Origin of the sequence: Idiomarina xiamenensis 10-D-4, assembly GCF_000299895.1 — a bacterium.
GTDB classification, from domain to species: Bacteria; Pseudomonadota; Gammaproteobacteria; order Enterobacterales; family Alteromonadaceae; genus Idiomarina; species Idiomarina xiamenensis.
Map to the genome: position 1 here is coordinate 34055 of NZ_AMRG01000004.1, position 21197 is coordinate 55251.

A 21197-nucleotide genomic window follows, 5' to 3' on the forward strand; every position below is an offset into this window, starting at 1 on the left:
CTTGAATTCGCAGCGACAAGCACCTTAGCGCTCATCTTTGACTTCGTACTCGCCTTCAATCACCGAGCTATCACGGCTATCATGGCGCTGTTGTCGTTGCTGCTGCTGTTGCTGCTGCGCTTGTTTGGCATTCTTTTGTGCGGCGCGACTGAACTCATACATTTGCTTCATCGCTTTACGGCGACGCCACAAGATCGGGATCAGTAAAATCCAGCCAACCAGCACGAACACGACCATCAAGGCCAAGCCCACCAATAGCATGAAAAAGAATACGATGCCCATCAAAATCCGCGTTAAAGGATTTGCCGAGGGGCCAGGCTGCATACGTTGCTGCCATTGACGGAACTGAATAAACACGGGGCCTTTTGCAGACATTCTCACTCCTGTTGCAGGGCTATTAATGCTAAGACAATATTGGCTGACACGAATTCCGTTAATTTCTTCCGCGCTCGGTGTTTAGCGTAAACGCCACCACCATCAAACATTGCTGCCGCCACCGATAGTTGTATGCAGCGTGCGTCATCACCCTGTAAAGTTTACAATAGGTTTTCTGATAAAAACCGGCACATTAACCACCACCCTGTTGGCTAATGTCTTACTCTTTGATATTGGGGCGTGATTTAGAATTACAATGGCCGAGACCGATTCCCACGGACGCATACACAAGCCGTATTACCGTAACGGCGCTAATCATCGTGCCGGTGCCGATGTTAGCTTTGCTGATATTCGCCGTTTAATGGGCTTTCGAACCATTAGTATTGGTCGTTGGGTCAGCGCGGACGAACAGCAACTTGCCGCCAACCTGTTTTTTGACGCGCTATGCGATTTACAAGATATTCTGCAAGTTCCCTATCAAGTGCTTTCGCTGAATGGCCACTTATCGTTGTCGTTCGGTCGTGGTGGACGCCCCGGAGCCGCCGCTCATTATGAGCCCGCGGCGCGTAATTTAGCGTTAGCCAAAAACGCCGGTGGCGGTGCCTTGGCACACGAGTGGTTCCATGCTTTTGACCATTACATTAGCGCACGCTTTTTCAGCCAAGCCCGGGCGGCCGATTTTGCTTCCAGTTTATGGTTACAACACGATGAATTTATCGCTCATCCACTCAATCAGCGCCTACATCATTGGTTTAAGCAAGTGTTCTTAAACGCAGATGGCACACAACCTAATGCATTAGTCGAAGCCGCTATTCAAGCCGACCGCGAACGTCAGCAACAATATTATGCACTACCGGCCGAATTAGCCGCACGAGCGTTCGAAGCCGTGGTCCAAGATCAACCAATAAGGAACGCATTTTTGGTAAAAGGAACCCGCCAGAGCCCAGAAGCTAAGGCGGGTTTGTATCCGTTAGGTGCTCACCGCCAACGCTTACGACAAGCAGCGATGAGCTATTTTAACGGCTTAGGACAGCTATTGAGCTGACTGTCGTTGCTGTGCCGATTGCTCACGCACTGGCTTAAACTCATTACCCTCAGTCCATTGCGGCCAGCTACGGCTATTGGCAAGCTCGTCACCCATACGATAAAACACCGCTAAGTTCTGCTGAATGCCTCTTAAATCAAAGTCCTCGCGGTATTCATCCGACGGTTTATGGTAATCATTAGCAATAAAGTTGCGCATTTGCTCCGCACCATATTCTTTACCCTTCTCAAAGTGGTCATCACCACCGCGAGCAAAGAGTACCGGCACACCCTTTTTCGCTAAGTTAAAATGATCAGAGCGATAGAATAAACCCGCCTCTGGCGTTGGTTCAGGCGCAATATAACGGTCTTGCTGCTGCACGTATTTATTCAGCAAGTCGTCCATCTGCGAATTACCGTAGCCAATGACAACCATGTCTTTCATCGGACCATAGACATTCATCATGTCCATGTTAATACCACCAACGGCTTTTTCTAACGGCAACAATGGATGCTCAGCATACCAAGCAGAGCCTAATAGGCCACGCTCTTCGGCAGTAACAGTAATGAACACAATAGAGCGTTCCGGCTGTTCGGCTTTGGCAAATTGCTCAGCTATCGCCATCACGCCAGCAGTACCGGTGGCGTCATCTTGCGCGCCGTTGTAAATTTTATCGTCAGGGTTAATCGGGTTACTACCCAAATGGTCCCAATGCGCCATGTAAATCACATGCTCTTCAGGATACTTACTACCCTCGATGTAGCCAATAACGTTATCCGACTCCAAATACTCATATTTGTTATCAATGGTCACCGACGCTTTCAGATCCAATGGCATGGCTTTAAAGTCATCGCCTAAAGCCCGCTCATGCATGGCGGCCAAACTGGTTCCCATATCGGCAAATAATGACTCGGCCGCTTCGCTATTGATCCAGCCTTCTACTTCAGCACGATCCATATTTTTGTTATCACGAGCTAAATCAAAACGTACCGGAGAGCCGCCAGCAACGACCCCCCAACCGTAACCGGCTGGCCCGGTTTCGTGGATAATGATGGCAGCTTTAGCTCCTTGTCGTGCGGCTTCTTCAAATTTGTAGGTCCAACGGCCGTAATACGTCATAGCCTTACCGGTAAACAGCGACTCATCTTCGGTGGCATAACCGGGATCATTGACGAACATGACCACAGTTTTGCCAGTCACATCGACACCTTCGTAATCATTCCAGTCGTATTCCGGCGCAACAATGCCGTACCCGACAAACACCACATCACTGTCGGTAACGTCAACGCGGTCTGTGACGCGCGGCGTCCACGCATTCATTTGCGTACGATAGCCAAAACTGTGTTCACCGGCAGCACCATTTAAGGTTAACGAACTGACCTTGTACGGGATCAGTTTCACCAAAGGTACCGATTGACGGTAGCTATCTTGCTCAGAATTAAACGGTTTTAAGCCCCATTCACGAAAATGATTTTCGATAAAGCTGACCGTCATTTCCTCGCCTTCGGTTGCCGGCGCACGGCCACCGAACTCGTCCGATGCGAGTGTTTTTAAATAATCACGGTAGTTCGGGTTAAATGCCATATCGGTGCTTTCGGCGGCTGCCTTCTGCGCTGTTTCTGGCGCTGGCTGAGACTGCTGGGCCGGCGAACAAGCGGTCAGCGCTAAACCACCGGTCAACAGCAACGGTAAATACTTCATCGTCACTCCTTGGTTTTGTTATCGATTAGTTTTTATTAGGTAATTCACAATCACCATGGCTCTCGGTATACAACTTATCACCCACCGTAATGCCATGCGCTGAGAAAAAACCGGCATTCGTTTCTAATGCCGAATAATAATCGTGTCCGGGTGCATAACTCGGACACTGCCCTGGATCCTCACTCGCACACGGAGGCATGGTGATAATACTCACAATACGCTGCTGCTGGTCAAAAAACGCAATGTCCAACGGCAGCAGCGTTTGATACATCCAAAAACCACTGTTGCCCGGTCGTTTTTCGTTATAACGAAACCACATACCGGCGTTATCAGCCAAACTCTCACGCTGCATCAAACCTCGTGCACGTTGCTGCCAGTTATCGGCTAATTCGACCGTTAGTGGTTGGCTAAGCTCGGCAATACAGATTGATTGTTTGGCATACTCCGTTGGCGCTGGCACACCGATCTGCGCCAATAATTCCGGCGGATATAAAAAAGCAGTTACCGCAATCAGTGCCGTAACTGCTTTTAATAATGTCAATTGAGAGGCTGTTGCCAACACCGCGAGCGCTTTACTCATAACGTTTTCTTACAGGGCTGTGGTTGTTCTAATATCATCTGATTGTGCTTGATTAGCACACAGATTGCCAGCCCTAGCAACCGTTAACTGTCTTAGCGTCATATCGGCGACAGCGATTTGACTAGACCGGCGGTCGTCCACGAATAACGCGAAGCAAGATAGCGACAATGGCAATAACGAGCAGAATATGAATTAAACCGCCTAACCCACCGACACCAGTCAACCAGCCTAATAACCAAAGAATAATTAAAATCAGCGCAATTGTGTAAAGCATACTCACAGGTCCTTTTGTCGTGTACTTGATTGTTTTACTTCATCAGTATTGATGGTTATTAGCCACTACGACAGATTGCTACCTGCATAATAAACCATCAATTAATACCGTAGCGCAGTTACAGATTTTTGCGACATCTTTCAATAATCTTTACCCAACAATTCAGGCAATAGATCACATTTTAGTCGACACGCTTAGCTCTGATGCAATACGCGCACACCAACATTGCATCAGCTCTGCCCGGACTTATAATGGCGTGGGGTCACTATTGAATAAAAAGGAACGCCGCATGGCAGAGCAACAGCCGAGAGTTAATGCACCACACCTATTTGCCGTGTTATTGGGCGGCAAAGCACAGGGTTGTCGGCTAGAATGCCACGATATGGTGTTTGTTATCGGTGATAATATTGAGCAAATCATACCGCAATTACCGGCATTATGGTTTGGCCAGCGACAGGGACTACATATTGATGGCTGGCAACAACTCGACCAAATCGACGGCTACCGTATACAGTGTTTACCGGCTGACAGTCATGCAGCGGCTAGCGCGGTATACAACACCACTAACAAGCTCTGGTTTGTTCATTTGGGAGGTTATCAAGCTGGTACCTTAGCGGAACAACACGATAATTGCTTCGTGGTTGCTAACGATAGCCGAGCAGCTAAACAATTAGCCTTAGCGCGATCAAACGCCTGCCAATTACAGCCTCATCGAGACGCACAATTTGCCATTGATGAGGTGTTGCCACTCGACTTAATCAATCCGTGGCGGATCGTGGTCGAAACCGATTCGAGCGCACGTAGTAACGACATTGTCACCACTTATTTGCCAATTTAGCCCGTCTCATCCTGAGAACAGCAAAAAAAAAGAAGGCAACCTCCATGTCACCCCTGCAGCAAACATCATAATCGTTACGTAATCAATCAGAGCGCTAAACCGCAAAACAATTCCCTAAGTTCGGCGCCTTTACGTGTTTTTTACAGATTGCTGCAAGGCTGATGTGAACAACGGAGTCAATGGCGCTAGCTAGAACAAGACAACGCGATACTTTTTGCCTGAGCGGGCGGCAAGGCCAAAAACTGGGCGACATCGTTTTGGTAATTAAATGGCTGTTGCAAACACTGATAAAGTGCTTCGGCGAGACTCATATCGCCCTGCTCTGCCGCGCTTATCGCTTGCTGGGCATAATAATTGCGCAAAATATAACGCGGATTACACTGCTGCATACGCTGTTGCCGCGGTCCAACCTCGTCCTCTTGGCGCTGGTAGCGCTGTTGCAAGCGCTGCCAAAATTGTTGCAACGCTTCACTGGCGCCCAAAACACGTAGTAAAGCGCCGTACCCCTCGCTCTGCGCTTGCGTTAGCGCAACAAAGCTTTGTGTATAGTCTTGCTGCTGCTCACGCAACAAGGTCAACCATTCGGCAATTAATTGGTCATCACCCGGCTGCTCACCCAACAACCCCAAGCGCTGGCTCATCAGGCCCCAATAATGATCATTGAGGATGACTTCGTACTGTTTTAACGCTGCCACCAAGGCATCGCTATCAATCAATGGACTGACGGCCATTGCCAAGCAGTTTAGGTTCCACAGCGCCACCGAGGGTTGTCGGTCAAAACGGTAGCGCCCCTGCGTGTCGGTATGATTGCAAATATAATCGGGTTGATAATCATCAAGGAAGGCAAACGGCCCATAATCAAAGGTCTCACCGACAATACTCATATTATCGGTATTCATCACCCCGTGGCAAAAGCCGTAAACCTGCCACTTCGCGACCATTTCGGCGGTACGCTGGACAGTGCGTTGAAACACTTGTAGGTTGTCGGCTGTTGCTAGATCGGTCCAAATAACCTCTTTTAGGTAATCGAATAACGCGGTTAATGGCTGCGTTAAACCGCGATGATAACAATGTTCAAAATGGCCAAAGCGGATATGCGTTGTCGCAACTCGGGTCAACATAGCTTGTGGCTCTAAACGTTCGCGCTGTACTTGTTGTGTACCCTTGACTAGCGCTAGCGCGCGGGTGCTGGGGATGCCCAAATGGAATACGGCCTCGCTGGCTAAAAACTCACGCAAGCTGGAACGCAATACCGCACGACCATCGCCATGGCGGCTAAATGCCGTAACCCCCGCACCCTTAATATGCAAATCTTGGTGCCCGCAAGTTTGGCTGTTAATTTCACCCAGCAACAGTCCACGACCATCGCCTAAATACGGATTATAGTGACCAAATTGATGACCGGCATATTTTTGCGCTAACGGTTGCGCCCCCGCCGGCAATTTCGTCGCTGCGGTTAACGCCGCTAAGCTCGCCGGCTCGTCAGACAACCCCAACTGTCGAGCTAACGATGGATTGCTTAACACCAATTGATAATCGGCTAATGCAATGGGTTGACGTTGTTCATAAAGCGCCGCAAAGCGTTTTGCATATTGATTATCAAATAATGACGGACCAGCCGCAGGGCTTGCTGTGGATGCCATATCGACTCCTACTGCCTCTATATAAGCGATAGCCTAAGCATAACACGAGCTGCAACCGGGCTGGCTTGCTAAACGACGACTAATTCGGTAACTTGCTGTTAATATTTGCAAACGAAGCACTCATGCAACTTAACAATCTATCACGGGTCACGGCCATCGGCGGCGGCCACGGTTTAGGTCGCTTACTCTCGACGCTAAGCTTTTTGAAACGACGCCTTATCGGCGTGGTGGCCACCACCGATAATGGCGGTGCAACGGGATTATTACGTCAATCTCATCATTGTATCGCCTGGGGCGACATTCGTAACTGCTTGTCACAATTAGCGCAACAACCGCTAGCGGCTGAGGTACTGAATTTTCGTTTTGCTGGAGAAACCACGCTCAGCGGGCATAATCTCGGTAATTTGTTGCTATACACGCTGGATCAATTGAGCGCGCGTCCGCTTGATGGCATTCAATTGCTGTCCCGTTTACTGAATATCGATACCCGCATTCTGCCTATGTCAGAGGCGCCCACCGATCTGGTTGCCGATACCCAAGATGGGCTCTCTTGCTTTGGCGAAATTCATGTCGATCAACTAGCCCACATGCCCAGCCGCTTGCGTTTAGACAATGATATCGCTGCGACTCCTGAAGCGGTGCGCCATATTATGCACAGCGACCTTATCATTTTGGGGCCAGGCAGCTTGCTAACCTCGGTCATGCCACCGCTTTTAGTCGGTGATATCCGACGCGCGGTCGCCGATAGTCAGGCAAAGGTGATTTTTATTGATAATTTAGTTGCCGAGCGCAGTCCAGCAGGGCAACTTACGCTGGCACAAAAACTCAATTGGATGCAGCAACAATGGCAATATCCATTGGTCGATTTGGTCATCAGCAACGAACAACTGGGTACCGCCAATCAGTGGCAACTGCCGGTGGTTGGAGACGTCAGTTGTGAGCCTAGCATGCCGCACCGACATCAACAGCAAAGTTTACTCGAGGCACTAGAGCGAGCGGTAAACTTGTTGTTTAGCTCAGCGTCGCGAGTCAACTAAAACCGCGCACGCGCCAGCGAATAACGACAACAACAATAATAACGGGAGTGACGATGCGTCGTTTGATTCTAACTTCTTTAGCAGCCATTTTTGCTAGCGCACTCAGCCACAACGCCTTGGCCGCAGCAGCTCAAGACAACTCAGTTACAGCCATGTGGCCGGGTGCCAGTTACAACGAAGATAGTCCTAGTGTTGAGCGCGTGCTGGGGTACCCCATTGGCAGTCGAATTACCAGCCCCGCCGATTTGAGCCAATACTTTAATGCGCTTCAGCAAGCGTACCCGCAGCAAGTTAAATTGGTTGAGTATGGTGAAAGCTGGGAGGGTCGGCGACTGTTTTATGCGATCATTTCGAGCGCTGACAACATCGCCCAATTGAGCCAATTTGAACAAGGCATGCAAGCACTGGCTGATCCTCGACAAACTAGTGACGCACAAGCGCAGCAACTCATCGACAGCTTACCCGGCTCGGTTTGGTTAGGTTACGGCGTACACGGTAATGAGATCAGTCCGCCAGAAGCGGCGATGATGACCGCTTACCACTTGTTAGCGGCGGACGATAATCGGGTAAAAAACTTTCTAGATAACACGCTGGTGTTCATCGACCCGTTGCAAAATCCTGATGGTCGTGCGCGTTTTGTATCACGCTATTATATGACCGCCGGTATGCAACATTCGGCAGATCGCTTATCTGCCGAGCATAATGAGCCGTGGCCGTCAGGTCGCAGCAACCATTATTTATTTGATATGAATCGCGATTGGATTGCCCTCACCCAACCGGAAATCAAAGGCCAGGTTGCGGCATTACTGACCTATTATCCGTTAGCTTTTGTCGATTTGCATGAGATGGGTGGAGACTCAAGCTACTACTTTACGCCGGAAGCCGAGCCCTATAACCCGTTTATTACCGCACAGCAACGACAGGGGCTGGACTGGATTGGGCAAAACAACGCGGCCTGGTTCGACGCCATGGGCTTTGACTATTATACACGCGAGGTATTTGACGCCTTTTATCCAGGCTATGGTGCTAGTTGGCCACTGTATCACGGTGCCATCGCCATGACTTACGAAATGGCATCAGCGCGCGGTCATCAATTTCGTCGCCAGGATGGCGACATTCTCACTTATGCAGATGGAGTGCAGCGCCATTTTGTCGCCTCAATGGCAACCATCGAAACCGTCTCACAGCGACGCCAGCAGTTATTACAGCGCTTTTGGCAATACCGCCAAAGTGCCATTAACGAGGCGCAAAATAGTGAGCAACGCAGTTGGGTGATCGATCCCACTGGCGATGCCGCAGGGGCGCACAAACTGGCCGCGTTATTAGTGGAGCAAGGTCTACAAGTTAGTCGTAGCGAGCAAGCCTTTGCTAGCTGCGGCAATGATTATCCAACAGGCAGTTACGTGATTGACGCTGCACAACCCGGTTATCGTTTATTACGCACCCTGCTCGACCCTCAAGTCGATATGAGCGCGGAGTTTTTAGCCGAACAAGAGCGGCGTCGTAACCACAACCTAGCGGATCAAATATACGATGTCAGCGGCTGGGCGTTACCGCTTTTATTCAATGTTGATGTAGATGTCTGTGAGCAATTACCTGACATCAAACAGCGGTTACTGCAAGCGACCGCTGCTATTGCGCCAGGGCAACTACTGCATGCCGATGCTAAGCTCGGTTATTTAGTCAAGTGGGGAGATATGAACAGTGGACGCCTGCTAACAGCGGCGTTACGTGCCGGTATCAAGGTGAAACGCAGTGATTTGCCGTTCACCCATAAAAGCGGCGACCGCTATCCGGCCGGATCATTAATCATTACCCTTGCCGATAATCCACAACAACAATTGCCTAGCAAACTAAAAACATTGGCGATTAGTAGTGGCGCCACGATACAGGGCGTCGATAGCAGCTGGGTACTGGACGGTCCCAATTTCGGTTCCGATAATGTTGTCAGCGTACCGCAAACCAACATCGCTATTGCTTGGGATGAACCCGTGCAAAGCCTCAGTGCAGGTCATGTGCGCTATGTGATTGAGCAGCAATTCAACTACCCGACTACGGCTATCCGCAGTGCGCAATTAGCGCGTGCCGACTTGAGCCATTATCAAGTGATCATCTTACCAGCCAGTCGCGGCGGTTATAGTAGCGCTTTGGGCGCTACTGGCGTGGCTAATCTACGCGACTGGGTCAATCGTGGCGGCGTGCTCATCACGCTTGGCAATGCCAGTGGCTGGGCGGTCGAGGCAGGACTATTAAAAACTCAGCTAGAAAAAGCGGTGACCGATAACAGCGACAGTCTATCTGATGATAGCTATACTGCTGGTCAGCACATTACCGACTTTTCGCAATTTCTGGAACAGGTCAAAAACACCGATGCCGACCCTTATTGGGTCGCTGGCGTGCTTTTGAATACCGACGTTGATCAGGCACATTGGTTAAGCGCTGGAGTCAAACCACAGGTTATCAGTAATTATGTGGGCAACCAGATTTTTGCCCCCATCGATATTCAATATGGACGTAATATTGCTTACTACAGCGACGCCGACAAGGTACTTGCGAGCGGCTACTTGTGGCAAGAAAACCGACAACAGTTGGCTTACAAGCCCTTTTTGATGTGGCAACCGATGCAAAAAGGGATGTTGATCGCCTTTACTCAAGAGCCGACTTATCGCGCTTATATGGACGGTTTAAATATACTCTTTATGAACGCCATTTTTGCTGGTGCGGCGCACGCTAAACCATTGCGTTAATTGTCGCCAGACAACCTATCAACGCCAATTAGTCAGTGCTCAATTAGCGACTAATTGGCGTTTTAATTGGCTAAATCACCGATTGCCTTACTCCGCCATTGGCTAACAGGCGCTATTCCCCTGCACCATTTTTATCGTTAAGCTAAGCGCTGAATATCAAGCAACTGAGCACCGAGTGAATGAAAACGTTAATGCAGTGGCTGTTAAAAGGCCTAGCAATCTTGTTACCCATAGTCATCACCATTGCGCTAGTGCGTTGGTTATTAGTCACGGTGGAAACCGGGCTAAGTCCTATTTGGGTTGCCTTGGTTGGTGAGCAGTACTACTTTCCGGGGTTGGCGTTTTTAAGCTTTTTGTTAATAGCGGTGGTGATTGGCTTTAGTTCGCGCTGGTTATGGATCAACTCGCTCTGGCAAATGCCCGGTAAATTCATGAATAAGATGCCGCTATTACGCAGTTTATACGGCACCATTAACGACGTATTTGACATGATGTCGGGTAAGAATTTCGCCGATGAATCGGTAGTATTGGTATCTTTACCAAATAGTCAGTTACAGCTCATCGGTATTGTCACTAAAACCCCCGGACAAGACGACGATAAGTTGTCGCGTAACTTGAACGACGACCAAGTGGCTGTGTTTTTGCCCATGAGCTATAACGTCGGCGGCTATATGGTCATGGTGCCACGCGACTGTATTACATCACTCGACATGACACCAGCAGAAGCGCTGCAACTCACCCTCAGTGGCGGCTTGAGCAAGACCCAACATAGCAGTAAGCCTTAGACCGCTATTTGACCGTTTGGCATTAAAACAACGCCACCAGCAGCCAGCTAACAGCGATGAGAATGCTAAATAGCAAAGCCGCCAACAGTAGCGCTCGGACGCCGGCTTTTTTTAATACGCTGAGATGCGTGAGTACGCCCAGAGCAGCCATCGCCAAGGCTAGTAACAAGCCGGCAACGGTGGTGAAATAGTCACGCCAAGGCGCTAAAAAATCGACCCAAGAATTGGCCATGATAACGAGCAAAAAGGCGACCGCGAACCAAGGTACTTTAATACGTTTAATATCAGCGACTGAGTGAATGCCGGTCTGCTGAATCGAAATGACCAGCAGTAACGGCACCAACATCATCACCCGGATCATTTTTTCGGTTACCGCAATGTGCGCGGCATCAGCGCTAACTGCCGCCCCCGCTACCACCACTTGCGCGACTTCATGAACCGCCGCACCGACCCATAGACCATACTGCGATTCATTAAACCCGGTCAACGGGTATAGCAGCGGATAAATAAACATCGATGCCGTGCCAAAAATTACCACCGTTGCTACCGCTACCGCCACTTTATAAGGCGCGGCCTTGATAACCGGCTCTACTGCGGCCACGGCAGCCGCACCGCAAAGCTGGCAATCAGCAATGCCGAGTGACTGTCTAAAGCAAACCAGCGCCGGCCAACAAATACACCGACCACGGTGATCAGCGTGACCATCAATACTGCTAGCAAAATACCGTAGCTGCCGACCTGCCCGACTTCTTGCAAGGTCACATTAAATCCATACAGAATAATCGCCAAACGCAGCACCGGGCCTTTAGCCCAGTTCAGGCCCGCCTCACATTGGCCGCGCACTGATGCGGGTAATAAATTACCCACCACAACCCCCAACACAATCGCTAAAATTAATAGTGATAAGTGCCAATCTTCAGGTAACCATAGTTTTAATAAACCGGCCATAGCGGCAACGCCGATGGCCAGCGCAATGCCTTTGATGTTTTGCTGCATAAGCTTTTGAGTCCCGGAATGTATTTAGCGTGCTTATTGTAGAGCCTGAATTATTTAAATAAACCTCATTTTAGCGATAAAGCGATTAACAACGACCGTCAATGAGTAATCGTTTTCGTTATTTATACGTAGCAACAAGGACAGGTTATACTGTGTCACATTGACCAAACATGGAGGAATTGTGATGAAAAAGGTTGCGGTAATTTTATCGGGCTGTGGCGTTTTTGATGGTGCGGAAGTCAACGAAGCGGTATTGACACTGCTACATATCGAAAAAGGTGGAGCGAGCTATCAGTGTTTCGCACCAGATATCGAGCAAATGCATGTCATCAATCATTTAACAGGCGAGCCGCAGCAACAACAACGCAATGTTTTGGTCGAGGCTGCCCGTATTGCACGAGGCAAAATAAAACCACTCACCGAACTGAAGGTTGACGATTTCGACGCCCTACTGGTACCGGGTGGCTTTGGCGCAGCCAAAAACTTGTGTGATTTCGCGGTAAAAGGTGCCGAGGCCAGCGTACAAAAAGACATGCTACATGCCGCTCAGGCATTTGCTAAAGCCGGTAAAGCGGCTGGCTATATGTGCATCGCCCCGGCCATGTTGCCGTTGCTATACGGGCGTGGCGTTAAACTGACTATTGGTAACGACGCCGACACCGCGCAAGCGATTAACAAACTGGGCGGTGAGCACATTGACTGTGCAGTCGATAATATCGTCATTGATGATCAGCACAAGTTGGTGACAACCCCGGCTTATATGCTAGCCGAGAATCTATTACAAGCCGATGCCGGTATTGGCAAATTAGTCGCTAAAGTCTTAGCGCTGGCTTAGTCTGTTGCCGCTAATACCGTTATAAACGTTGCTGCTGATGCAGTTGTTGCATCAGCAGCTGTAACGCTAGCGAGCAACGCGGCAAGTCTGCCATAGATAACCAGGCTAGCTCGGCAATTTCGGCGGCCGCTTGTAAATGCCCATCATAATCAGCAAAGTAGCAGCGTAAGCGTACTTCAGTACCATCATTTTTTGCATCTGCCTGTGCTCGCAGTTCGTCATAAAAATGCAGTGACTGAGGTCGTAACCGCACCGTCAACTCTTCACCGATTTCACGACACAGCGCTTGCTCATCGCTTTCGCCCGCATCACGCTTGCCGCCTGGCAGATAAAACTTATCTTTGCCATGTGAGCGTACCGCCAGTAAAGCGTTGTCGGCAATGAGTATCCAACCCAATTTATCAATTAATGCGAGCGCCATTGTCTATTTCCTTAATTAACTATGGTTAAGCATATCGCTTACTCAACCGCTATTGGCTTAGTCCTCGGCGTCTTCTTCAGCGATATGATGCACCATATCGTGCAGCATATCGCGTACATGCTCGTCGGCTAGTTCATAAAACACATGCTTTGCCTGACGTTCACCGCGTACCAAACGAGCCCCTTTGAGTAATCGTAAATGGTGACTGACCAGTGTTTGTGAAAGCTCCAAATGGGTTGCAATATCACCTACGGCACGCGGCTCAGGCAAGCAATACATTAAGATACGCAACCGATTCGGGTCACCTAACAAGCGAAAAGTCTCCGCTAAAATAGTGACTTGCTGTTTATCCAGCGTCGGTACTTGGCATCCCATGACATCTCTCCTTAAATTGACGGCTTAACTAACCGCGTTAGTGGTGGTGGTGATGCCCCGCCAGTGCCTGCGCATCTATGTTTTCTAAACTGCAGCTAGTCGCATGCTGGGCCTTGCTCCGCTGCTGCTTGCCTTGATTCCAATCAATCGCCACCGTGACATGCTCAATATCGAATTGTGTCAGCAGTTCATGCTCAACCGCCTGAGCGACTTCTCGCGCCTGTTCGTCAAGCTTAGGTCGCACATGCAAGGTTGCTAACGCTCGCCCCGAGGTGATCAGCCACACATGCACGTGACTAACATCGGCAACCCCCTCAATGTGTTGACAAAGATAATCCTTAAGCTGGGCCGGAGTCGCGTTGTCGGGCGCACCCTCTAATAATATATGCAACGACTTAACCAGTAGCTTCCAAGCACTACGTAAAATAATGAGTGCCACCAGCAGGGACAAAATCGGGTCTATCGGCGTCCAACCGGTCCAGTAGATGACAGCCGCGGCGATGATCGCACCAATCGAGCCCAACAAGTCGCCCATCACGTGTAACACCGCGCCTTTGATGTTGACATGCTCGGTATCACCGCGGGTTAAAATCCAGAACACCAGCACATTCACAATTAAGCCAATCACCGCTACTATCAGCATCGGTCCGGCTAGCACCTCGTGTGGCTGGTTAAAACGTTGCCATGCCTCATAAGCAATCCAAATAACGATGGCAAACAGTGTTATCGCGTTAATAAAGCCGGCTATCACTTCAAACCGTAAATAACCGAATGTGCGTTTATGATCAGCACCACGTCGACCAAAACGAAACGCCGCATAAGCTAACGCCAGCGCCGCGGCATCGGTCAACATATGACCAGCGTCGGCAAGCAGTGCCAGTGAACCGGATAGCCAACCACCAACCACTTCGACCAACATAAAGGTGAAAATTAAAAAGAACGACAACAGTACCTTTTTTTCGTTAGCACCGGTGACGCTGTGGTCATGGCTGTGACCATGGTGGTGGTCGTCATGGTGATGCATATGGGAATGACTCATAAAGCCTCAAAACAAATATATGAACAATTGTTCATATAATCACATCAATTAGCTTGTTGATCAAGCTTGATGATCGACGCACCTACATTCGAAACTCCAACTCATCGTTCGTTCGGTATAATTTATCGGCGACATCGTTAAATAACCCGGATAAAGTGCTCTTTAAATAAATTTGAAATTTTTCGTTAGCCAAAGTTCGTTCAAAAACCGTCGTTGGCAAGAAGCGTTGCATCTCACTTTGAAAACTCTTATCCGCGATAATCGTTGGTAATTTCAAGATGAGATCGCTGAGCATTTCGTGATAATTATCAAGCCTATAGTCATCGAGTAAACCAGCTCTTTCAAGTGAGTAGAGAATGTCATAGTGCAATAACTCTTTCTCAACCACAGCTCTCATGTGACCCATCTCGCGCGAGGCCATCGCGCGTTCGACTAGCTGCAAAAAGTTTTGTCTATCGATTTTTATTTAACACCTCTTGATCGAGCAAGTGCAGATTCCTACCGACCCTTCTTAAGTCACGCAATGCTGTCGAAACTCGCGCTAGTCGTAGTGGCCGATCAACATCAATTGAATCATCAAGGATGTCGGTGATTTGTCGTTTAGTATGCGTGAATTCGATAGTACCGAAGGGCGTTTTGTATTCAGCCGAGCGTCCCGTCGTCATGATCGTTAAACGGTCAACGGGCACTTGAGAAATTACACCATATTCAGAAAGCGCCGATTCTAGACTGACATAGTTATACTCGCCGCGACGTAACGTTTTAGCTATTTGTTCCAGTACTTCGCTGGGCTTCGATATATGAAGTGAATAAACAAACACACCATTACTAGCCCGCACCAGCAAGTTATCCTCAATCAAACGTTTAATACCGGCGCGTAGACTCGCCTTTCCGTCCTCATGAAATATTTTTTTTAAGTCAGACAACGCATAGACATAACGGCCTTGTTCGCCGTATTTTGAAAATGCTTTAAGTGCATCAAGCTTCTTCATAACAACCTTCAAGTCTACAAAAATAACACTTTTAAGTATCATTAGTGTAGACTTGAATGGTGATGTGTACAACTGCTCGTTAAGCTTAAAGCCAGTTGAAGGTAGCCAATAGATAAACTACGAGCCGTCGGCGGAAATGCGTGATGCAACAGCGCCTTGCTGGCCTTTGTATTTGGCGTCTAAACGTTTGTTGTATGGGCGTGCGCAGGGTTGGTTGAGGGTTTCAAAACTGATGGCGCCAATTTTCATACCCGGACGCAACGCCAACGGTAATTTGCCACCATTATAAAACTCCAACACGATTTGTCCCGACCAACCTGGGTCGATGCGATGCGCGGTAACATGCACCATCAACCCTAAGCGTGCCAGCGAGGAGCGACCATCTAACCAACCGACCATATCGTCTGGTAAGGTGATTGCCTCGTGGGTTACCGCTAAGGCAAACTCACCGGGATGAATGAAGAATGCTCGCTCGTCAGACAAATGAATCGGATCGCTCATGACCTGATTGATGGCTTGTTCAATTTCTGAGCGTGGACCACTAATATCAATATAAGGTGCGGCGTGATCTTGCAGCACACGAAATTCGTTACCCAAATGAATATCCAGTGTCACGCCGGAAATATTCTGTGTTTGTGGCGCGGGCTCTACGCCAATAATGCCCTTTGCTAAATACGCTTCAATTTCGGTATCGGTTAAGCGCATGATGCCACCTGTTATTGCTACGGTTCAAAACTGACTGACACTATACCCGATCATGTCGTTGATAGTACAAGTTTGCCGTTAAAAACGCGGCACTGTCGCGCATTTGCGCAGCAATCGCGCTGTCGGCATGCTGACGATTATAGGGTACTCCCTGATCCAGACTTTCGCGCAACGGCGCGAATAGCGGCCATTGACCTAACAGCGGCACGCCCTGTTCAGCAGCCACTTGGGCGCCACCAGAGTCACCAAAAATAGCCTCTTGATGACCACAGCTGGGGCACTGATAAACGCTCATATTCTCTAACACGCCAAGCAATGGAATATCGAGCTTATTAAACATTGCAATGCCCTTTTGCGCATCGGCTAACGCCACCGTCTGTGGAGTAGTCACGACCAGCGCGCCGGTAACGGGTAATTTTTGCGCCATGGTTAGCTGAATATCACCGGTACCCGGTGGCATGTCGACTAATAGATAATCTAACTGTGGCCAATCGGTATCCTTAAACAGTTGTTGTAGCGCCGCGCTGGCCATCGGCCCGCGCCATATGGTGGCATCTTTATCGGCAACCAGATAACCCAGCGAGTTAACCTGCAAATCATGTACCTGTTGCGGGATCATTTTATTACGCGAGGTGAACTGTAAGCTATCGCTGGCTCGCCCCAGCATCGTCGGAATCGACGGCCCATAAATATCGGCATCAATAATACCGACACGCGCCCCGAGTTGCTGTAACGCTATCGCCAACGACACCGTTACCGATGATTTTCCCACGCCACCTTTACCCGACGACACCACAATCACGTTGCCGGTACGCATGGGTAGTTCCGGTTGCGAGTTGCGTAGCCGTTCAATCTGTGGTGCTAGCTGCCACTGCCAGCCACTCAAACCAGCGGCTTCAATAACTTCATGCAAGCCCTGCTGGCTCAATAAAAACGGTAACCGCAGAGTCACCGTTTGCTGCTCAATGGTAATCCATTGCGGCGCAATACCGTGCGGAAAGTAACGGGTTTTCAGGGCGCCTAACTGCGCCACAATTTGACTCGACATGAACACTCCTGATAGCTGTGTACCGCGTGGCTTTTATGCTAAACTGCCGACGTGATTTTATAACGTTGGTGGCGTCATTCGGCAATGCGCCGTTAGCTAGCCAACGCAACGCATTTCGTTTTTAACGCATCCATAACAAGAGAAGCAAACACACGCATGGCATCCGTATCTCGCAAAATTCTTGTCACTAACGCCCTGCCATACGCCAATGGCCCGATTCATATCGGCCATATGCTGGGCTATATCCAGGCCGATATCTGGGTACGTTTTCAAAAACTTCGTGGCCACGAGTGCCACTACATGTGCGCCGACGACGCTCATGGTACGCCAATCATGCTTAAAGCGCAGCAATTGGGCATCAGCCCTGAGCAGATGATTGCCGACATGAAAGCCGCCCACGAAGCAGACTTTGCTGATTTTAATGTGGCGTTTGATCATTATTATTCAACCCATAGTCCAGAAAACCGTGACTTAGCTGAGGTCATTTATGGCCGTCTACGCGACAACGGTTACATCAAAACCGAAGTGATCGAACAATTATTCGATCCAGAAAAGTCGATGTTCTTACCCGACCGCTTTGTCAAAGGCGATTGTCCAGAGTGCGGTGCCGAAGATCAGTATGGTGACAACTGCGATGTCTGTGGTGCGACTTATGCTCCCACCGATTTAAAAAATCCGCGTTCAGCGGTATCCGGTGCCACACCTGAACTGCGTGAATCCGAGCATTACTTCTTTGATCTACCGGCTTTTGCCGACATGTTGAAAGCGTGGACACGCTCGGGCTCATTACAGCCAGAAATGGCGAATAAACTGAACGAATGGTTCGAAAGCGGTTTACAACGCTGGGATATCTCTCGCGATGCGCCCTATTTTGGCTTTGAAATCCCCGATGCCCCGGGCAAGTACTTTTATGTCTGGCTAGATGCGCCGATTGGCTATATGAGTAGCTTCCGCCACTACTGCGAACAAACTGGTAACGCCGATTGGGATAGTTTCTGGCGTGCCGATAGCGCCGCCGAGCTTTACCACTTTATCGGCAAAGACATCATCTACTTCCATAGTTTGTTCTGGCCAGCCATGTTAAAAGGCGCCAATTTCCGCCAGCCGACTAACGTTTGGGCACACGGTTTTATTACCGTTAACGGCACCAAAATGTCTAAATCTAAAGGCACGTTTATTCAAGCTCGCACCTACTTGGATCATTTAGATCCCGATTATCTGCGTTATTATTTTGCCGCCAAGCTAACCAGCCGTATCGACGACTTAGATTTGAACCTGACCGATTTCGCGCAACGGGTTAACGCCGACTTAGTCGGTAAAGTGGTTAATATCGCCAGCCGCTGCGCTGGCTTTATTAGCAAAAAATTCGACGGCAAGTTATCACAGCAAATCGCCGAACCCGAGTTACTGGCGCGTTTTCAACAAGCCGCCGACAGCATTGCCGAGAGCTTTGAAAAACGCGAATTTGCGCGCGCGATGCGCGACATTATGGCGCTAGCCGACGAGGCCAACGGTTATATTGCCGATCGTGAACCTTGGCAGCTGGCTAAAGATCCCGAACGCCAACAAGATGTGCACGACATTTGCTCAATGGGGATTCATTTATTTCGCATATTAATGATTTATTTAACGCCAGTGGTGCCCGAACTTGCGCACCGTGTACAAGACTTCCTCAACGACGAGTTTAGCTGGGACAGCGCGCAACAGGTGTTAACTGGCCACGACATCAACAAATTTAAAGCGCTATTGCAGCGCGTCGATATGGATAACGTCGAAAAAATGATTGCAGATTCGAAACAACAGAATACCGCTAACGCAGCATCGGCTGGGGGGACGAATTGGCAAACGATCCGATTGCCGACACCATCACTATCGACGACTTTGCCAAAGTCGATCTGCGCGTTGCGTTGATTGCTAACGCCGAGCCTGTTGAAGGCGCCGATAAACTGATTAAGTTAACGCTTGACCTGGGTGGTGAAACTCGTCAAGTGTTTGCGGGTATCAAATCGGCCTACGATCCGGCTGAGTTAGTTGGTCAGCATACCGTCATGGTCGCCAATCTAGCACCGCGAAAAATGCGTTTTGGCTTGTCTGAGGGAATGGTTTTAGCCGCCGGTCCGGGTGGTAAAGAACTGTTCATCATGAACCCGCACGACGGCGCAAAACCCGGCATGAAGGTTAAATAAGTGAGTGCTGTTGTTGTTTTAAAATCGGGTAAAGAGAAGTCGCTGAAACGCCGCCATCCGTGGATTTTCAGCGGCGCTATTCAAACCGTCAAAGGTAAGCCCGCAAGCGGTGATACGGTTCGTGTCGAGAGTGCCAATGGTGAATTTTTGGCATTAGCGGCTTATTCTCCGCAGTCTCAAATTCGGGCGCGGGTGTGGAGCTTTGACGCCAACGACAGCATTGACGATGAATTCTTTTATCGACGTATTCACCAAGCGCAGCAACTACGACAACAATTACTGAGCAGCGATACCAACAGTTACCGTGTGGTCGCCGCCGAATCCGATGAGCTACCCGGCATCACCATTGACCGTTATGACAATTACCTGGTCTGCCAGCTCTTGAGCGCCGGTGCCGAACGTTGGCGTGGTGCTATTGTTAACGCATTAAAACGTTGTTTCGCCGGTTGCCATATATACGAGCGCTCCGACGTCGACGTTCGTAAAAAAGAGGGCTTACCACTAGTAACGGGTGTATTAAGCGGCGATCAGCCGCCAGCCGAGGTCATCATTCGCGAAAATGGCCTGCAACTGGCGGTTGATATTTGTGCTGGTCATAAAACCGGTTATTATTTGGACCAACGAGATAGTCGTCATGCCATCATGACTTACGCAGCCGGTAAACGTGTACTCAATGCCTTTAGTTATAGCGGTGGCTTTAGTATTTATGCGGCAGCGGCGGGCGCGCGTGAAGTCATCAACGTCGATGTGTCTGAGCCGGCGTTAGCAACTGCCCAGCGAAACCTGGCGCTAAACAATATGACCGATGCCCCGGTACAGCAGCACCAGGCAGATGTCTTTCAGGCGTTACGCGATTATACCAAAGCCGGTGAGCGCTTTGATGTGATTGTCTTAGATCCACCCAAGTTCGTTGACAGTAAAGCCAGTCTTACCCGGGCCTGTCGCGGCTATAAAGACATTAACCGGTTGGCGGCGGGATTACTCAACCCGGGTGGTATCTTGCTGACGTTTTCGTGTTCAGGTTTATTGGCCGCGGATTTATTCCAAAAGGTAGTCGCCGACGCTGCTTTAGACGCCGGCCGCCCATTAAAGTTAGTGCAACGCCTGTATCAAGCTGCCGACCATCCGGTGTTACTCAGCTATCCCGAGGGCTTGTACCTGAAAGGGTTAGTGCTGCGCGCCGATTAAACGGTTAACGGACTTTGTCGATGACACAGCCCCAATGATAGTGGTCGGCGTCTTTGACCTCGACGCCGGGCTCTTCGCAGCGCAGCACCCGCACCTCCGCCTCTAACGGTGGAATGCCACCGGCGGAGGCAACTTCGACCACTAAACTTTCACCGCAGGCAATCGTGTCTGGCATGATCAACGATAAGCCACTGGCGCTAATATCGATACAGCGACCATGAACTTGGCGTCCGTCGATTAAGTTGGCAACCGCCGGTGTGTCGATAGGTACCCGGCGAAATCCCCGTTTATCGTCATAACCTTGCATAATCACCCTCCCTCTCACCAAGCGTCGCTGCTGACTTACAGAGTCTCTCGCGGCGGTTCGGCATCAACTTAAAAAAAGCCTGAGTAAAGCTTAGCTGACGC

Annotated in this window: 20 protein-coding genes and 2 pseudogenes; 8 read left to right on the forward strand and 14 right to left on the reverse strand. The window is 49.6% G+C overall.

Annotation, left to right across the window (positions count from 1 at the left end):
* Positions 1-24 precede the first annotated feature (24 nt).
* Positions 25-375 (reverse strand): hypothetical protein, encoded by a 351-nt coding sequence (locus tag A10D4_RS03850; protein ID WP_008487861.1) that lies wholly within the window; start codon positions 373-375, stop codon positions 25-27.
* Positions 376-631: 256 nt separating this feature from the next.
* On the opposite strand from A10D4_RS03850, the gene A10D4_RS03855 reads away from it, so the two are divergent.
* Positions 632-1420: a CLCA_X family protein gene (locus tag A10D4_RS03855; protein ID WP_008487862.1), complete on the forward strand. Its 789-nt coding sequence runs from the start codon at positions 632-634 to the stop codon at positions 1418-1420.
* On the opposite strand, the gene A10D4_RS03860 is transcribed toward A10D4_RS03855, so the two are convergent.
* From A10D4_RS03860 to A10D4_RS14050, 3 genes are all read right to left on the reverse strand, one after another.
* On the reverse strand, positions 1409-3100 hold the full coding sequence (locus A10D4_RS03860) for a M28 family metallopeptidase (protein ID WP_008487863.1): 1692 nt from the start codon (positions 3098-3100) through the stop codon (positions 1409-1411). The two genes, A10D4_RS03855 and A10D4_RS03860, sit on opposite strands and share 12 nt — an antisense overlap.
* Positions 3101-3125: 25 nt before the next feature.
* Positions 3126-3680, reverse strand: a complete 555-nt coding sequence (locus tag A10D4_RS03865; protein ID WP_008487865.1) for a DUF192 domain-containing protein — start codon at positions 3678-3680, stop codon at positions 3126-3128.
* Positions 3681-3801: 121 nt separating this feature from the next.
* Positions 3802-3954: a lmo0937 family membrane protein gene (locus A10D4_RS14050; protein WP_008487867.1), complete on the reverse strand. Its 153-nt coding sequence runs from the start codon at positions 3952-3954 to the stop codon at positions 3802-3804.
* Between the two features lie 289 nt (positions 3955-4243).
* Between A10D4_RS14050 and A10D4_RS03870 the strand changes: the two genes are divergently transcribed.
* On the forward strand, positions 4244-4792 hold the full coding sequence (locus A10D4_RS03870) for a DUF1543 domain-containing protein (RefSeq protein ID WP_008487869.1): 549 nt from the start codon (positions 4244-4246) through the stop codon (positions 4790-4792).
* A gap of 185 nt (positions 4793-4977) precedes the next feature.
* On the opposite strand, the gene A10D4_RS03875 is transcribed toward A10D4_RS03870, so the two are convergent.
* The gene (locus A10D4_RS03875) at positions 4978-6435 is read right to left on the reverse strand and encodes a protein adenylyltransferase SelO (protein ID WP_008487870.1); all 1458 of its coding nucleotides are present in this window, start codon (positions 6433-6435) and stop codon (positions 4978-4980) included.
* A 122-nt stretch (positions 6436-6557) separates the two neighbouring features.
* Here A10D4_RS03875 and yvcK point away from each other — a divergent pair, with 122 nt between their 5' ends.
* From yvcK to A10D4_RS03890, 3 genes are all read left to right on the forward strand, one after another.
* Entirely contained in the window at positions 6558-7472 is a 915-nt protein-coding gene (yvcK, locus tag A10D4_RS03880) for a uridine diphosphate-N-acetylglucosamine-binding protein YvcK (protein WP_008487871.1), read from the forward strand.
* 53 nt (positions 7473-7525) lie between these two features.
* Positions 7526-10219 (forward strand): M14 family zinc carboxypeptidase, encoded by a 2694-nt coding sequence (locus A10D4_RS03885; RefSeq protein WP_008487872.1) that lies wholly within the window; start codon positions 7526-7528, stop codon positions 10217-10219.
* A 179-nt stretch (positions 10220-10398) separates the two neighbouring features.
* Complete coding sequence (locus A10D4_RS03890) at positions 10399-11004, forward strand: DUF502 domain-containing protein (protein ID WP_040502437.1); 606 nt, start codon at positions 10399-10401, stop codon at positions 11002-11004.
* A gap of 22 nt (positions 11005-11026) precedes the next feature.
* Here A10D4_RS03890 and A10D4_RS13575 read toward each other — a convergent pair.
* Positions 11027-12000: pseudogene (locus tag A10D4_RS13575) on the reverse strand (YeiH family protein).
* 184 nt (positions 12001-12184) lie between these two features.
* On the opposite strand from A10D4_RS13575, the gene elbB reads away from it, so the two are divergent.
* Positions 12185-12835 (forward strand): isoprenoid biosynthesis glyoxalase ElbB, encoded by a 651-nt coding sequence (elbB, locus tag A10D4_RS03900; protein WP_008487876.1) that lies wholly within the window; start codon positions 12185-12187, stop codon positions 12833-12835.
* A 19-nt stretch (positions 12836-12854) separates the two neighbouring features.
* On the opposite strand, the gene A10D4_RS03905 is transcribed toward elbB, so the two are convergent.
* The 7 genes from A10D4_RS03905 to apbC form a co-directional block, all read right to left on the reverse strand.
* Positions 12855-13256, reverse strand: coding sequence for an NUDIX hydrolase (locus A10D4_RS03905; protein ID WP_008487877.1), 402 nt, complete (start codon positions 13254-13256; stop codon positions 12855-12857).
* 57 nt (positions 13257-13313) lie between these two features.
* Positions 13314-13631: an ArsR/SmtB family transcription factor gene (locus A10D4_RS03910; protein ID WP_008487878.1), complete on the reverse strand. Its 318-nt coding sequence runs from the start codon at positions 13629-13631 to the stop codon at positions 13314-13316.
* 37 nt (positions 13632-13668) lie between these two features.
* Positions 13669-14670, reverse strand: coding sequence for a cation diffusion facilitator family transporter (locus tag A10D4_RS03915; RefSeq protein WP_051002081.1), 1002 nt, complete (start codon positions 14668-14670; stop codon positions 13669-13671).
* An 82-nt stretch (positions 14671-14752) separates the two neighbouring features.
* Complete coding sequence (locus A10D4_RS03920) at positions 14753-15067, reverse strand: hypothetical protein (protein ID WP_237738524.1); 315 nt, start codon at positions 15065-15067, stop codon at positions 14753-14755.
* Between the two features lie 55 nt (positions 15068-15122).
* A complete protein-coding gene (gene abiEi / locus A10D4_RS03925; protein ID WP_040502474.1) occupies positions 15123-15662 on the reverse strand; it encodes a type IV toxin-antitoxin system AbiEi family antitoxin in 540 nt (179 codons plus the stop codon).
* A 117-nt stretch (positions 15663-15779) separates the two neighbouring features.
* A complete protein-coding gene (gene dcd / locus A10D4_RS03930) occupies positions 15780-16367 on the reverse strand; it encodes a dCTP deaminase (RefSeq protein ID WP_008487884.1) in 588 nt (195 codons plus the stop codon).
* A 40-nt stretch (positions 16368-16407) separates the two neighbouring features.
* The gene (gene apbC, locus A10D4_RS03935) at positions 16408-17415 is read right to left on the reverse strand and encodes an iron-sulfur cluster carrier protein ApbC (RefSeq protein WP_008487885.1); all 1008 of its coding nucleotides are present in this window, start codon (positions 17413-17415) and stop codon (positions 16408-16410) included.
* Positions 17416-17571: 156 nt separating this feature from the next.
* Here apbC and metG point away from each other — a divergent pair.
* Positions 17572-19601, forward strand: a pseudogene (gene metG, locus A10D4_RS03940) (methionine--tRNA ligase).
* Positions 19602-20789 carry a class I SAM-dependent rRNA methyltransferase gene (locus A10D4_RS03945; protein WP_008487889.1) on the forward strand — a complete coding sequence of 396 codons (1188 nt, stop codon included), beginning with the start codon at positions 19602-19604 and terminating at the stop codon, positions 20787-20789. It abuts the pseudogene before it with no gap.
* A 4-nt stretch (positions 20790-20793) separates the two neighbouring features.
* Here the strand turns inward: A10D4_RS03945 and A10D4_RS03950 are convergent, their stop codons facing one another.
* Positions 20794-21096, reverse strand: coding sequence for a PilZ domain-containing protein (locus A10D4_RS03950; RefSeq protein ID WP_008487891.1), 303 nt, complete (start codon positions 21094-21096; stop codon positions 20794-20796).
* Between the last annotated feature and the right edge of the window lie 101 nt (positions 21097-21197).

What these genes read in the sequence shown, in the direction of transcription:
- A10D4_RS03850 (WP_008487861.1), bottom strand. Translation starts at nt 375, where the DNA reads ATGTCTGCAAAAGGCCCCGTGTTTATTCAGTTCCGTCAATGGCAGCAA.
- A10D4_RS03855 (WP_008487862.1), top strand. Translation starts at nt 632, where the DNA reads ATGGCCGAGACCGATTCCCACGGACGCATACACAAGCCGTATTACCGT.
- A10D4_RS03860 (WP_008487863.1), bottom strand. Translation starts at nt 3,100, where the DNA reads ATGAAGTATTTACCGTTGCTGTTGACCGGTGGTTTAGCGCTGACCGCT.
- A10D4_RS03865 (WP_008487865.1), bottom strand. Translation starts at nt 3,680, where the DNA reads ATGAGTAAAGCGCTCGCGGTGTTGGCAACAGCCTCTCAATTGACATTA.
- A10D4_RS14050 (WP_008487867.1), bottom strand. Translation starts at nt 3,954, where the DNA reads ATGCTTTACACAATTGCGCTGATTTTAATTATTCTTTGGTTATTAGGC.
- A10D4_RS03870 (WP_008487869.1), top strand. Translation starts at nt 4,244, where the DNA reads ATGGCAGAGCAACAGCCGAGAGTTAATGCACCACACCTATTTGCCGTG.
- A10D4_RS03875 (WP_008487870.1), bottom strand. Translation starts at nt 6,435, where the DNA reads ATGGCATCCACAGCAAGCCCTGCGGCTGGTCCGTCATTATTTGATAAT.
- yvcK (WP_008487871.1), top strand. Translation starts at nt 6,558, where the DNA reads ATGCAACTTAACAATCTATCACGGGTCACGGCCATCGGCGGCGGCCAC.
- A10D4_RS03885 (WP_008487872.1), top strand. Translation starts at nt 7,526, where the DNA reads ATGCGTCGTTTGATTCTAACTTCTTTAGCAGCCATTTTTGCTAGCGCA.
- A10D4_RS03890 (WP_040502437.1), top strand. Translation starts at nt 10,399, where the DNA reads ATGAAAACGTTAATGCAGTGGCTGTTAAAAGGCCTAGCAATCTTGTTA.
- elbB (WP_008487876.1), top strand. Translation starts at nt 12,185, where the DNA reads ATGAAAAAGGTTGCGGTAATTTTATCGGGCTGTGGCGTTTTTGATGGT.
- A10D4_RS03905 (WP_008487877.1), bottom strand. Translation starts at nt 13,256, where the DNA reads ATGGCGCTCGCATTAATTGATAAATTGGGTTGGATACTCATTGCCGAC.
- A10D4_RS03910 (WP_008487878.1), bottom strand. Translation starts at nt 13,631, where the DNA reads ATGGGATGCCAAGTACCGACGCTGGATAAACAGCAAGTCACTATTTTA.
- A10D4_RS03915 (WP_051002081.1), bottom strand. Translation starts at nt 14,670, where the DNA reads ATGAGTCATTCCCATATGCATCACCATGACGACCACCACCATGGTCAC.
- A10D4_RS03920 (WP_237738524.1), bottom strand. Translation starts at nt 15,067, where the DNA reads ATGAGAGCTGTGGTTGAGAAAGAGTTATTGCACTATGACATTCTCTAC.
- abiEi (WP_040502474.1), bottom strand. Translation starts at nt 15,662, where the DNA reads ATGAAGAAGCTTGATGCACTTAAAGCATTTTCAAAATACGGCGAACAA.
- dcd (WP_008487884.1), bottom strand. Translation starts at nt 16,367, where the DNA reads ATGCGCTTAACCGATACCGAAATTGAAGCGTATTTAGCAAAGGGCATT.
- apbC (WP_008487885.1), bottom strand. Translation starts at nt 17,415, where the DNA reads ATGTCGAGTCAAATTGTGGCGCAGTTAGGCGCCCTGAAAACCCGTTAC.
- A10D4_RS03950 (WP_008487891.1), bottom strand. Translation starts at nt 21,096, where the DNA reads ATGCAAGGTTATGACGATAAACGGGGATTTCGCCGGGTACCTATCGAC.